Here is a 12849-nt window from a genome sequence, read left to right on the forward strand (position 1 = left end):
AACGTAAGACAAGGGAGGATGCCATGCCTGATAAACGCTTATCATTCAAAGAAATGTGCACCCAGTTCGATGTGACACCGCGCACATTGAGGTACTATGAGTACATTGAATTGCTGACCCCCGAAAAAGAGGGGCGATCGCGATTCTACGGCCCGAAAGAACTCGCGCGCATGACCCTGATATTGCGCGGACGGCGGTTCGGGTTTTCACTTGAAGACATCCGGCAATGGCTGTTGATCTACGAAAATGAGGGAACCCAGGCGCAGATGCGCGAATGGATATCCATGGCCGACCGTCAAATGGTGGAATTGGCCGAACAGAAAAAGCAGCTTGAAGACACCATGCAAGAGCTGAAATCCCTGCGCGAAGACACGGCGAAAACGCTCGGATAATCGTCTCAGGGGGAAAAATGTGGCATTCTTCCCCCTTATAAAATTTCGCATGCCCTAACGTCAAATTACCTTACCTTTCGTCACCTTCAAAATGACGCGACGTTACGTTTACGTTAACGTCACCTTTGCTTGTAAGGTAGAGGTCAAATCCGCAAGTGCGCGTCAAACGACATGCACCAAGGACAAGCAAAATGACGACTGAAACCATGAACATCCGTGAAATGTGCGACGCCTTTGACGTCACCCCACGCACACTGCGGTTTTACGAATCAAAGGAACTGCTGTTCCCTGTGCGCGACGGTCAAAAACGACTGTTTACCAAACGCGACCGGGCTCGGCTCAAGCTGATCCTGCGCGGCAAACGCTTTGGGTTCAGCCTCGAAGAAATCCGGCAATTGCTGGACCTTTACCACATGGGCGACGGCCAAGAGGCGCAGCTGTCCAAGACATATGAACTTGCCGAACGGCATTTGGCCGACATGGAGGCCCAAAAGGCCGAGTTGGACGAAGCAATCGGCGAGCTGAAACAACAGATGGCATGGGGCGCAGCCAAGCTGGCCGAACTTGCCAAAGGGAAATCCGACGCGGCCTGACCCGCCGCAGACACGCGACTTTAGGGAGAGAGACGACAATGCCAATTTACAATGCACCAACAAAAGACCTGCAATTTGTGTTGCACGACCTGTTGAAAGTCAGCGAACAGGACATTGAAGGTTACGACGATCTGGACCGCGACTTTACCAGCGCTGTGATCGAAGAAGCGGGCAAGGTCGCAACAGAGGTGTTACACCCACTCAATGTCGTCGGCGACAAAGAAGGTTGCGTGCTTGAAAATGGTGTTGTGCGCACCCCGACCGGGTTCAAAGCAGCTTTTGAACAGATGAAAGAAGGCGGCTGGACCGCCATGGACTGCGACCCCGCATATGGCGGACAAGGCCTGCCGTATGTGATGAACACCGCCGCGCAAGAGCCTTTTGTATCCGCCAACATGGCGTTTAACATGTACCAAGGCCTGACCCACGGCGCCTATTCGGCGATCCATGCCCACGGTACGGACGCGCAAAAGCAGATGTATCTGCCCAAGATGGTCACCTGCGAATGGACCGGCACCATGAACCTGACCGAACCGCATTGCGGCACCGATCTGGGTTTGATGCGGACCAAGGCCGCGCCACAAGCCGACGGAAGCTATAAAATCACCGGCCAAAAGATCTTTATTTCTGCGGGTGAACACGATCTGGCGGACAACATCATCCACTTGGTCTTGGCCAAAATCGAAGGCGGCCCAGAGGGCATCAAGGGTGTGTCGCTGTTCATCGTTCCAAAGTTTATCGTCAAGGATGACGGCAGCCTTGGCGATCGCAACGGTGTTTCTGTGGGCTCGATCGAAGAAAAAATGGGCATCCACGGCAATTCGACCTGTGTCATGAACTATGACGCGGCGACAGGGTTCTTGCTGGGCACGGAACACAAAGGCATGCGCGCCATGTTCACAATGATGAACGAGGCCCGCATCGGTGTTGGCCTGCAAGGCTATGCCCAAGCGGAAAGCGCCTATCAGAACGCGGTGGCCTATGCCAATGATCGTCTTCAGGGACGGGCAGTGACCGGGGCGCAAAACCCGAATGGTCCGGCTGACCCGTTGATCGTGCATCCCGATATTCGGCGCAATCTGATGGATCAAAAATCCTTTGTTGAGGGCGCACGCGCCTTTACCCTCTGGGGCGCCAACCTGATCGACCGCGCGCATCGCAATGGCGACAAAGAAGCCGAAGGTCTGATTTCTCTCATGACGCCGGTCATCAAGGGGTTCCAAACCGACAAAGGCTTTGAATACGCGACAGCCGCCCAGCAGGTCTATGGTGGTCACGGCTATATCGAAGAATGGGGCATGTCCCAATACGCCCGCGACGCGCGGATCGCAATGATCTACGAAGGCGCCAACGGCGTGCAAGCGCTTGACCTTGTCGGACGCAAATTGGCGCAAGACGGTGGCAAACATGTCATGGCGTTCTTCGAGATGATCAAAACCTTCATCAAAGACAATGACGGTAACGACGCCCTGAAGGCCGATTTTCTGGACCCGCTCAAGGCCGCCTCAAAGGATCTGCAGGCTGCTGGTATGTACTTTATGCAAAACGGCATGAAGAATCCAAATAACGCGTTGGCGGGGTCTTATGACTTCATGCATATGATGGGTCATGTCTGCCTTGGCTTGATGTGGGCACGCATGGCCAAAGCGGCAATGGAAGCACTGTATGGTGGGGCCACGGACACCGCGTTCTATGAAACCAAGATCGCGACCGGCCGGTACTACATGGTGCGCCAGCTGCCCGCGACGGCGATGCACCTTGCACGGATCAACAGCGGCGCCGACACGGTGATGGCGCTGGATGCGGCCAACTTTTAAGGTCGCACACACCTGCTTCCGCCGGAGCCTCCGGCGGGAGTATTTGACCCAAAGCGAGGACAAGAAAGTCCCCCGAACCTGAGAGAGTTCCCCGCGTCCGGGGCGCAGCAGCACAGGCCAGGGTCCTCGCTTTGTGCGGTCATCGGCTCTCCAGCCTGTACCGCGGGTCATTGCTAGTTCAAGATGGTTAAAGAGCAGTCAACATCGCCCCTCGCTTTGTTGCAAATACTCAAAATAGCCCCGCAGGGGCACACTCTGGGAGAGAGTTAATGACCATGAAACTGCATTGCTTTGGCGAAAGCGGCCATTCTTACAAAGTCGCCATGGCGCTTTCCATGATGGACGTCGAATGGGAACCGGTGTTTGTTGATTTTTTCAAAGGCGCATCACGCAGCCCGGAATACCGTGATCTAAACATCATGGGCGAGGCGCCGGTGCTGCAAGACGGCGATCTGACGCTGACCCAATCAGGTGTGATCCTTGATTATCTGAGCTCAAAGACCGGTAAAATGGGCGGGCGTTCCGCCGATGCGCGCCGCGAAGTCCTGCGTTGGATGTTTTTTGATAACCACAAACTGTCCAGCATTGCGGGCATGCTGCGGTTCCAGATGAATTTCCTTCCTGCGGAAAAACGCAACGCCGACGTGATCAGCTTTTTGGCGGCGCGTTTGGCGACTGCGCTAAAGACGCTTGATGACCAACTCACCAATCACGCTTGGCTTGCAGGCGATGATATCACCGTCGCGGATCTGTGTTGTGCCGGGTACCTGTTTTATCCCGAGCCCTTCACCTTTGACCGCGCGGATTACCCCAATATTGACCGCTGGCTGGACGCGATTGCCGCCCAGCCCGGTTGGAAACCACCCTATGAACTGATGCAGCCCGCCTTTGGCGCGTCTGCGTAAACGGAGGAAACCATGACCGAAGCCTATATCTATGACACCGTGCGCACCCCGCGCGGCAAAGGACGTGCCGACGGCAGCCTGCACGAGGTGACATCTGCCCGCCTGTCTGCTGGCGTGCTGAACGCGCTCAAAACGCGGAACAACCTTGAGGGCCACGCCGTCGAGGACGTGATTTGGGGTAACGTGACCCAAGTCGGCGAACAGGGCGGTTGCCTTGCACGCACCGCTGTTTTGGCTTCGGATCTTGATCAATCTATCCCCGGCCTCGCGATCAACCGTTTCTGTGCATCGGGCATGGAAGCGGTAAACCTTGCCGCAAACCAAGTGCGCGGCGGGGCTGGTCAGGCTTATATCGCTGGTGGCGTCGAAATGATGGGTCGGGTGCCTATGGGGTCTGATGGTGCGGCGATCGCAGTCGATCCATCAATCGCGATGGACACGTATTTCGTGCCACAAGGGATTTCTGCCGATATCATCGCGACCGAATATGGGTTTACCCGTGAGATGGCTGACCAACTGGCCGTCGAAAGCCAAAAGCGTGCGGCGGCGGCTTGGGCAGACAACCGTTTTGCCAAATCCATCGTCCCAGTGACGGATGTTAACGGTCTGACCATTCTGGACCGTGACGAATACATGCGCCCCAGCACCGACATGCAGTCCCTTGGCGCATTGAACCCGGCGTTCCAGGCCATGGGCGAGGTGATGCCCGGCTTTGATAAAGTTGCGCTGATGAAATATCCGCATCTGGAAAAGATCAACCACATCCACCACGCCGGCAACTCCTCTGGTATCGTGGACGGCGCAGCTGGCGTGTTGATCGGCTCCAAGGAATATGGCGAGGCGATGGGCCTTAAGCCCCGCGCCATCATTCGGGCCACAGCCAAAATCGGCACCGACCCGACAATCATGTTGACCGGTCCGGTTCCCGTGACCGAAAAAATCCTGCGCGACAGCGGCATGTCGATCAGTGACATCGACCTTTTCGAAGTGAACGAAGCGTTCGCGTCGGTTGTCCTGCGGTTTATGCAGGCCTTCAACGTCGACCCGTCTTTGGTCAACGTCAACGGTGGGTCGATCGCAATGGGTCACCCTTTGGGTGCCACGGGTGCGATCATTATCGGTACATTGCTGGACGAGCTGGAACGGACTGGCAAAGGCACAGGCCTTGCCACGCTTTGCATCGCATCCGGCATGGGTGCAGCCACAATTATTGAACGCGTGTAAGGAGTCCCACTATGACTGATTTTACCATGAACAAAGGCGCTGATGGCGTCGCGATCATCACTTGGGACGTTCCCGGTAAGTCCATGAACGTGATGTCGATGGAGGCATGGCCCGTTCTGGAAGGCCTTGTTGACGATGCGCTCGCCGATGACGCGGTCAAAGGCATCGTAATCACATCCGGCAAAGACACATTTGCTGGCGGCATGGACCTGAACATCATCGCAAAGATGAAAGAAAGCGCGGGCGACAACCCTGCCAAGGGTCTGTTCGACGGCTTGATGGGGATGCACGGCATCCTGCGCAAGATCGAGCGCGCAGGCATGGACCCGAAAACCAACAAAGGCGGCAAACCGATTGCAGCCGCCCTGCCCGGCACCGCGCTTGGCATTGGTTTGGAAATTCCACTGGCCTGTCACCGCATTTTCGCGGCGGATAACGCCAAGGCCAAAATCGGCCTGCCCGAAATCATGGTCGGCATTTTCCCCGGCGCGGGCGGCACCACACGTCTTGCCCGCAAGCTGGGCGCGATGGGTGCGTCACCCCTGCTTCTTGAAGGCAAGCTGAACGATCCGCAGGGCGCAAAACGTGCAGGCGTCATCGACGAAGTCGTGGCAGATCCATTGGCAGCGGCGAAAGAATGGGTTCTATCCAACCCATCCATCGTGAAGCCTTGGGATGAAAAGGGCTATAAAATGCCCGGGGGCACGCCGTATCATCCGGCCGGCTTTATGACGTTTGTCGGCGCATCCGCGATGGTCAACGGCAAAACCCAAGGTGCATTCCCTGCGGCCAAGGCATTGCTGTCGGCCGTCTACGAGGGGGCGTTGGTTCCCTTCGATACCGCGCTCAAGATCGAGGCGCGTTGGTTCACCAACATTTTGATGAACCCATCGTCATCTGCGATGATCCGCAGCTTGTTCATCAACAAAGAAGCCCTTGAAAAAGGCGCGAACCGCCCCGATGCGCCCGACCAAAAGGTCAAAAAGGTCGGTATCATCGGTGCAGGCATGATGGGCGCAGGCATCGCATTGGTTTCTGCACTGGCTGGCATTCAGGTTGTCCTGATCGACAGCACGCAGGAAGCCGCAGACAAGGGTAAATCCTACACCACGTCCTATATGGACAAAGGGATTTCGCGTAAAAAAGCGACTGAAGAGAAAAAAGAAGCCGTGCTGGTCCTGATCAACGCCACGACAGATTACACAGCACTTAAGGGCTGTGATCTGATCGTCGAAGCGGTATTCGAAGACGTCAGCGTCAAGGCCGAGGTCACCGCCAAGGTACAGGCTGTGACTGGGCCCGATTGCATCTTTGCGACGAACACATCGACCCTGCCGATCACCGAACTTGCCAAAGCATCGAACGACGCTGAAAAGTTCATCGGCATTCACTTCTTTAGCCCCGTCGACAAGATGCTGCTGGTTGAGATCATCAAAGGGAAACAAACCGGCGACGTGGCCGTGGCCAAAGCGCTTGATTTCGTGCGGCAAATCCGCAAGACACCTATCGTCGTCAACGACGAACGGTTCTTTTATGCGAACCGCTGCATCATTCCTTACATCAACGAAGGTATTCGCATGGTGAAGGAAGGCGTCGAACCTGCACTGATCGAAAACGCTGCAAAGCTGCTGGGCATGCCGCTGGGTCCGTTGCAACTGGTCGATGAAACATCCGTTGATCTGGGCGTGAAAATTGCCAAGGCGACAAAGGCCGCGATGGGCGACGATTACCCCGATGGCGAGGTCGACGAGGTATTGTTCTGGATGTTTGATCAAAAACGTCTGGGCCGCAAATCCAACAGCGGTTTCTACAGCTACGACGACAAAGGCAAACGTACCGGACTTTGGGATGGGCTTGCGGCACAATACCCTGTGGCCGACGACCAGCCCGACCTGCACACGGTACAGCACCGCCTGATGTTCGCGCAGGTACTGGAAGCCGTGCGCGCCCTGGAAGAAGGCGTGCTGGAAGACATCCGCGAAGGTGACGTTGGCGCGATCCTTGGCTGGGGCTTTGCGCCTTGGTCAGGTGGTCCGTTCAGTTGGCTGGACATCATCGGCACACCCTATGCGGCGGAACGCTGTGACCAATTGACCGAAACATTTGGCGCAAGGTTCACCACCCCCGCGCTACTGCGCGACATGGCGGACAAAAACCAAGCGTTCTATAAACGCTTTGGGCAAGATACCAAAGCAGCTTAAGCTGGCCAAACCGTTCAAATTTGAAACGCGCTATGCTTGCATGGCGCGTTTTTTTGGTCAAAATTGGCTTACAACCCAATTTCCAAGAGATATTTCAATGAAAATTTTGACAACATTTGCTCTGTCGTTTTTGACATCACCCGCCTTCGCTGGTGAAATCACCAGCTATTACGCCGATCTGGATGCGGCCGACATGCGCAATTCGCGCGGCGTCGCGCTATCCGATGTGGCCGCAATTCTGCAACAAGACCGGGCAAACGTCCACCGGTTCGGCATCGCGCAAGAAGGTGACGAAGTTGACCGTATCTTTGCCGATCGTGATATGCGCGCCCGAATTCCAACCCTTTATGCCAACGGCCCCAAAGTCGACGGCGTAGCGGCATGGGTCGCCGGCGGCGACAGCCTGCAGGTTTACGTCAGCGTATGCGGCGTCAAATCGCGGATCGACTATTTGATCGTCAACTTTGGCGACGGCGATCTGGCTTACACTTGCGACTAACGCCACCCGGACGATTACCGACATGACATCCGCCAGCCTGCGGTCTAGTATGACAAAAAAAGGTACGTGGCGGGCAGATGACGGCACTTGATAAATACGTGCGATTAGAAAGCGATGGGCTTTGGCGTGCCGACGCCGAAGCACAGCGGCGCGATGTTGTCGTATCGTTTGGCGATGCAACACTGGTCATTGCGGATGGCGCAGGGCGACCGATCGCGCATTGGTCGCTGCCCGCAATCGCCCGGCAAAACCCCGGTGAACGCCCCGCTATTTACACGCCCGATCCTGACGGCAGCGAAATCATCGAAATCGCCGACGCAACAATGATCGACGCGATTGATCAGGTGCAAGCGGCCTTGGCCAAGGCACGCCCGCACCCCGGTAAGCTGCGGCACTGGATCACTGCTGGCGTCGTCGCTGTCACACTCGCGTTGGCTGTTTTCTGGCTGCCCGGTGCACTGCGGCGGCAAACATTGGCGGTTGTGCCGCTGCCAAAACGCGTGGAGATCGGGGCGACCATTCTTGGTCATATGCAAACGCAAACGGGGGCTGCCTGCCGCGAAGCAAATGCGACACAAGCTGCTGGACGCCTTGCAAAACGCCTATTTGGCGCTGAGACGAAGACACAAGTTGTCGTGGTGCCAGAACTGGCGCAGGGTGCGCTTTCAATTCCGGGCGGCCTGATTTTGGTTGACTATGCGTTGGTGCAAGCCGCACCCGACCCCGCTGCGTTGGCGGGGTACATCCTGGCCAGTCGGGCTGCAGTGATCCACATGGATCCGCTTGGTGTCCTGCTCGAACGCGAAGGACTAAGCACGACGTTTCGGCTGCTGACCACTGGCGAAATCCCAAACGATGTTTTGCGCGACTATGCCAACGATATGCTTGCCGACCCTGCCCCGCAGCCCGACATCGATGCACTGCACGCGCTGTTTGTCAGCGCACAGGTTCCGCAAGCCCCGTATCTGGCACTGGTTGATCGGCGTTCTGGCACAATGCCTGATCTTGCCGCGATGCCCGCGGACGGCGCACAGACGCCGATGATATTGACCGATGGGGATTGGGTCAGCCTACAAAACATCTGCAATATTTAGGCGCGGCGCGTATCGCGCGCCTAAACCTGTCTTTGGCTTACTTTGTCCCGAACATCCGGTCGCCGGCATCACCCAAGCCGGGCACGATATAGCCCTGCGCGTTCAAATGGCTGTCGATCGCTGCCGTAACAATCGGCACATCCGGGTGGGCCTCTTTCATTCGCGCGATCCCTTCAGGGGATGCCAGTAGGCACAAGAACCGAATATTGGTCGCGCCAGCCTTTTTCAGCAGATCAATCGCGGCAACCGACGAATTGCCCGTTGCCAGCATGGGGTCGACCGCGATGACAAGACGGTCTTCCAGCTCGGTCGGTACCTTGAAATAATACTGAACCGGCTGAAGCGTTTTTTCGTCGCGGTAAAGCCCCACAAATCCAACACGCGCCGACGGGATCAATTCAAGCACCCCATCCAGCAACCCGTTGCCGGCCCGCAAAATCGACACAAGCGCCAGCTTTTTGCCATCAATCACGGGCGCATCCATTGGCTCTAGCGGGGTTTCAATCCGGCGCGTCGTCATGGGCAGATCGCGCGTGACCTCATAGGCCAACAGTTGACCAATCTCGCGCAGGAGCTGGCGGAACCCCCCGGTCGAGGTCTCCTTTTGGCGCATCAAAGTCAGTTTATGCTGCACAAGCGGGTGGGTCACATGGGTCACATGATCAGTCATTGCTAAGCTCCAGTCGTTTCGCCACACGGGCGCGGGTCTCTTCGTCACAGAATGCTGCGGCCAGCGCCGTTTCGGTGATCGCGTCAAAGTCGGCTTGGCCCCACCCAAAGGTTTTGGCAAGCATCTCGTATTCTTTGGTCATGGTCGTGTGGAAAAACGGCGGGTCATCGGTCGACACGGTGACAGCCGCGCCCGCATCACGCAATTTGGCAATCGGGTGGACGTCCCATCCGGTGACCGCATTCAAGACCACATTTGATCCGGGGCAGACCTCTAATACAATGCCGCGCGCAGCGATATCTGCCAGCAGCGCCGGGTCGTCAATCGCGCCGATGCCATGGCCAATCCGTTCGACTTTCAAATCGCGGATTGTTTCGGCGACCATCGTCGGGCCGCCCCATTCGCCCGCATGGGCCGTCAATTGCAACCCTGCCTCGCGGGCCATGTCAAAACTATAGGCATAATCGCCGGGGCGTCCGGCCATTTCACCGCCTGCCATGCCAAAACCCGTGACAAAATCACCCTTGGTCTCAGCCGCACAGCGCGCCGCGACTTTGCATTGATCCGGTCCGAAATGCCGGATGCCGGTCACGATCCCGCGCAATGTGATGCCCATGGTCTGCTCTGCCGCGTCGGCCGCTTCTTTCATCGCAGCAAGATATTCGCGCCATGCCGATACATCACCGCCGCCACAAAAATCGGGCGACACAAATGTTTCCATATAAACCACACCATGTGCCGCGGTTTCTTCCAGCACGGCTGTCGTCAGCCGGTGAAAGTCTTCGGGCGATTGCAGGGTTGTGCATGCGGCCTCGTAGACCTGCAGAAAATGGTCAAAATCGCGGAATGCATAGCCGCCATTGGCGTCAAAAATCCCGCTGATATCGATTTTCTTTTCTTTCGCCAGCCCGGCAATAAACGCGGGCGGCGCCGCGCCTTCAAGGTGCGTGTGCAGCTCGACTTTTGGCATCGCTTTGAAATTCATAGGAAACTGCGCCCCTCTCCGTTATATGTAACGCCTAAATGCGCGGCGATTGTTGCGGCGATATCGGTAAAGGCCAATTGCCCCAAGGCGCGCGCCCCAATCCCATGCACCAATACCGGCACCCGTTCACGGGTGTGGTCGGTCCCGGGCCATGTCGGGTCATTGCCATGATCTGCGGTGACGATCAACAGATCATCGGGGCGTAGCCGCGGCAACAGCTGCCCCAACGCGACGTCAAACCACGCCAAATGCGCGCTATAGCCTGCCGGATCACGTCTGTGGCCAAATTCACTGTCAAACTCGACCAAATTCGCGAACACAAAGCTGCCGTCATCCGCGTCATCCACAAGGTCGCTGATATGTCCCATGAGCACGTCGTCGCGTCCTTTGCGCAGGTCATCAATGCCGCGCATCGAAAAGATGTCGCCAATTTTGCCAACGCCGTACACCTTGCGGCCAGCCGCATGCACATAGTCGCAGATTGTTGGCGATGGCGGCGCGATGGCGTAATCTTTACGGTTTCCGGTCCGCTTGAAATGTCCCGGTTCGCCCACAAAAGGCCGCGCGATCACGCGCCCCACCTTCATCGCGTGCAAAATCGGGGCGATATCAGCGCATAGTTTCAGCAACCGTTCCAGACCGAAATGATCTTCGTGCGCCGCGATTTGCAGCACAGAATCCGCCGAAGTATAGCAAATCGGCCACCCTGTTTTCAAATGCGCGGCACCTTCTTGGGCAATGATCGTTGTGCCGGACGCATGGCAATTTCCCAAAATGCCTGTGGTCCCCGCAGCCGCACAAATTTGCGCTGTCAAATCCGCAGGAAAGGCAGGGTTTTCATCAGGAAACACATGCCAGTCCCACGGCACCGGTACGCCCGCCATTTCCCAATGGCCCGACGGTGTGTCCTTGCCGGGTGATACTTCGGTCGCGGCGCCCCATGCGCCAGTCGGCGTCACCCCTAAGCCGGGCGCCTCTTCGCCAGAGGCCAGTCTGACCGCAGCCCCCAGCCCAAGCGCGTCCATAACGGGCACATGCAGTCCCGCCGCCTGCGCAATATGCGCCACCGTATTCGCCCCTGTATCAGGCAGATCACCGTTGAAAAAAGCGCCGGCATCCGGTGCGCCGCCAATCCCGACACTGTCAATCACGATCAAAAATGCACGTGCCATTTAGCTGATCCTTTCAATGATCAACGGGCCGCACGTCACGGGGCCACCCAGCCTGATCGCGGCTTGAACCGTTTGCACCGCGGCCGCAGCGTCTGCGTCTGTGGCGGCATGAACGTTACACAGCGTCGCACCCGATCGTACCTGTTCGCCTAACGCGATCACATCGGACAACCCGACCGCCGGATTGATCTTATCGGTCTCGACCCGCCGACCACCACCCAACGCAACAACGGCAAGGCCCAGCGCCTCGCCGTCGATGGCTGCGACATAGCCCGAATCCAGCGCAGGCACCGGCACCACAACCGGGGCTTTGGGCAAATGTGTGTGCCAATCATCGGCCATATCCGGCGGCCCCCCCAAGGCCGCAACCATCGCGCTGAATTTCGCCATCGCGGCCCCCGACGAAATGGCCGCGACCACCTTTGCCTGAGCGTCCGCAATACCGCGCATATCCAGCAGGCGCACGCAAAGCGCCACGGTCAATTCATACAGACGCGGTGCGGCGGCGGTATTTCCCGACAGCACCTCCATACATATGCCTACCTCTAGCGCGTTACCCAGCGCCGGGGCCAAAGGGGCATTCATATCGGTAATCAAGGCTTCGGTCAGGCACCCGGCGCCATTGCTGGCGTCCACCAGCGCACGGGCCAAGGCGCGGGCGTCGTCATGCGTTTTCATAAACGCACCCGACCCGCATTTCACATCTAAAACCAGACCATCCAGCCCCGCCGCCAATTTTTTCGACAGAATTGACGCAGTAATCAAATCGACGCTTTCAACCGTCGCCGTCACATCACGGATCGCATAAAGCCGTTTGTCAGCAGGTGCAATTTGCCCTGTCGCGCTGACAATTGCACAGCCCACGTCGCGGGTAATCTGGCGCAGCTGCGCCTCGGACACGTCCACAGACAGGCCGGGGATGGCTTCAAGTTTATCAAGCGTGCCACCTGTATGTCCCAGACCGCGCCCCGAAATCATCGGCACGTAAACACCGCAGGCCGCCAACGTCGGTGCGAGTATCAAAGACACACAGTCGCCAACGCCCCCTGTCGAATGCTTGTCCAGCACCGGACCGTCCAAAGACCAGGTAAGAACATCGCCGCTATCGCGCATCCCTTGCGTCAGGGCCACCCGCCCCGCGTCCGACAGCCCGTTCAGGCACACCGCCATCGCAAAGGCACCCGCCTGCGCGTCACTGACCGCACCGGACGCTAAACCATTCGCAAACCAGCGCAGTTCTTCCTGACTGGGCGTTTCTTTGTGCCGGACCGCCGCAATGATCGCGCGCGCATCCATG

At 57.4% G+C, this 12849-nt stretch carries 12 protein-coding genes; 8 read left to right on the forward strand and 4 right to left on the reverse strand.

Annotated features, from left to right (window positions below; all coding sequences use genetic code 11):
- Positions 1-23 precede the first annotated feature (23 nt).
- The 8 genes from ACXJGX_RS03305 (at position 24) to ACXJGX_RS03340 (ending at position 8725) form a co-directional block, all read left to right on the forward strand.
- Complete coding sequence (locus ACXJGX_RS03305) at positions 24-392, forward strand: MerR family transcriptional regulator (RefSeq protein ID WP_474778707.1); 369 nt, start codon at positions 24-26, stop codon at positions 390-392.
- Positions 393-583: 191 nt separating this feature from the next.
- Positions 584-985 carry a MerR family transcriptional regulator gene (locus ACXJGX_RS03310; protein WP_474778708.1) on the forward strand — a complete coding sequence of 134 codons (402 nt, stop codon included), beginning with the start codon at positions 584-586 and terminating at the stop codon, positions 983-985.
- A gap of 38 nt (positions 986-1023) precedes the next feature.
- Positions 1024-2802 (forward strand): acyl-CoA dehydrogenase C-terminal domain-containing protein, encoded by a 1779-nt coding sequence (locus ACXJGX_RS03315; protein WP_474778709.1) that lies wholly within the window; start codon positions 1024-1026, stop codon positions 2800-2802.
- A gap of 269 nt (positions 2803-3071) precedes the next feature.
- Positions 3072-3707 (forward strand): glutathione S-transferase family protein, encoded by a 636-nt coding sequence (locus ACXJGX_RS03320; protein ID WP_474778710.1) that lies wholly within the window; start codon positions 3072-3074, stop codon positions 3705-3707.
- 12 nt (positions 3708-3719) lie between these two features.
- Positions 3720-4931 (forward strand): acetyl-CoA C-acetyltransferase, encoded by a 1212-nt coding sequence (locus ACXJGX_RS03325; protein WP_474778711.1) that lies wholly within the window; start codon positions 3720-3722, stop codon positions 4929-4931.
- A gap of 11 nt (positions 4932-4942) precedes the next feature.
- Positions 4943-7132 (forward strand): 3-hydroxyacyl-CoA dehydrogenase NAD-binding domain-containing protein, encoded by a 2190-nt coding sequence (locus tag ACXJGX_RS03330; protein ID WP_474778712.1) that lies wholly within the window; start codon positions 4943-4945, stop codon positions 7130-7132.
- Positions 7133-7229: 97 nt separating this feature from the next.
- A complete protein-coding gene (locus ACXJGX_RS03335; RefSeq protein ID WP_474778713.1) occupies positions 7230-7631 on the forward strand; it encodes a hypothetical protein in 402 nt (133 codons plus the stop codon).
- A 77-nt stretch (positions 7632-7708) separates the two neighbouring features.
- Positions 7709-8725, forward strand: coding sequence for a hypothetical protein (locus ACXJGX_RS03340; RefSeq protein WP_474778714.1), 1017 nt, complete (start codon positions 7709-7711; stop codon positions 8723-8725).
- Positions 8726-8762: 37 nt separating this feature from the next.
- Here ACXJGX_RS03340 and upp read toward each other — a convergent pair whose 3' ends face one another.
- From upp to ACXJGX_RS03360, 4 genes are read right to left on the reverse strand one after another with little or no spacing between them, the layout of a single operon-like run.
- Complete coding sequence (upp, locus tag ACXJGX_RS03345) at positions 8763-9395, reverse strand: uracil phosphoribosyltransferase (RefSeq protein ID WP_474778715.1); 633 nt, start codon at positions 9393-9395, stop codon at positions 8763-8765.
- A complete protein-coding gene (locus ACXJGX_RS03350) occupies positions 9388-10380 on the reverse strand; it encodes an adenosine deaminase (protein WP_474778716.1) in 993 nt (330 codons plus the stop codon). The genes upp and ACXJGX_RS03350 overlap by 8 nt, the downstream gene beginning before the upstream one ends.
- On the reverse strand, positions 10377-11552 hold the full coding sequence (locus tag ACXJGX_RS03355) for a phosphopentomutase (RefSeq protein ID WP_474778717.1): 1176 nt from the start codon (positions 11550-11552) through the stop codon (positions 10377-10379). The genes ACXJGX_RS03350 and ACXJGX_RS03355 overlap by 4 nt, the downstream gene beginning before the upstream one ends.
- Positions 11553-12848 carry a thymidine phosphorylase gene (locus tag ACXJGX_RS03360; RefSeq protein ID WP_474778718.1) on the reverse strand — a complete coding sequence of 432 codons (1296 nt, stop codon included), beginning with the start codon at positions 12846-12848 and terminating at the stop codon, positions 11553-11555.
- Position 12849 lies beyond the last annotated feature (1 nt).

The sequence above is a fragment of the Yoonia sp. SWMV100 genome, from assembly GCF_056108365.1.

Excerpts from the sequence above, each read along its gene's own strand:
- ACXJGX_RS03305 (WP_474778707.1), top strand. The coding sequence starts at position 24 with ATGCCTGATAAACGCTTATCATTCAAAGAAATGTGCACCCAGTTCGAT.
- ACXJGX_RS03310 (WP_474778708.1), top strand. The coding sequence starts at position 584 with ATGACGACTGAAACCATGAACATCCGTGAAATGTGCGACGCCTTTGAC.
- ACXJGX_RS03315 (WP_474778709.1), top strand. The coding sequence starts at position 1,024 with ATGCCAATTTACAATGCACCAACAAAAGACCTGCAATTTGTGTTGCAC.
- ACXJGX_RS03320 (WP_474778710.1), top strand. The coding sequence starts at position 3,072 with ATGACCATGAAACTGCATTGCTTTGGCGAAAGCGGCCATTCTTACAAA.
- ACXJGX_RS03325 (WP_474778711.1), top strand. The coding sequence starts at position 3,720 with ATGACCGAAGCCTATATCTATGACACCGTGCGCACCCCGCGCGGCAAA.
- ACXJGX_RS03330 (WP_474778712.1), top strand. The coding sequence starts at position 4,943 with ATGACTGATTTTACCATGAACAAAGGCGCTGATGGCGTCGCGATCATC.
- ACXJGX_RS03335 (WP_474778713.1), top strand. The coding sequence starts at position 7,230 with ATGAAAATTTTGACAACATTTGCTCTGTCGTTTTTGACATCACCCGCC.
- ACXJGX_RS03340 (WP_474778714.1), top strand. The coding sequence starts at position 7,709 with ATGACGGCACTTGATAAATACGTGCGATTAGAAAGCGATGGGCTTTGG.
- upp (WP_474778715.1), bottom strand. The coding sequence starts at position 9,395 with ATGACTGATCATGTGACCCATGTGACCCACCCGCTTGTGCAGCATAAA.
- ACXJGX_RS03350 (WP_474778716.1), bottom strand. The coding sequence starts at position 10,380 with ATGAATTTCAAAGCGATGCCAAAAGTCGAGCTGCACACGCACCTTGAA.
- ACXJGX_RS03355 (WP_474778717.1), bottom strand. The coding sequence starts at position 11,552 with ATGGCACGTGCATTTTTGATCGTGATTGACAGTGTCGGGATTGGCGGC.
- ACXJGX_RS03360 (WP_474778718.1), bottom strand. The coding sequence starts at position 12,848 with ATGGATGCGCGCGCGATCATTGCGGCGGTCCGGCACAAAGAAACGCCC.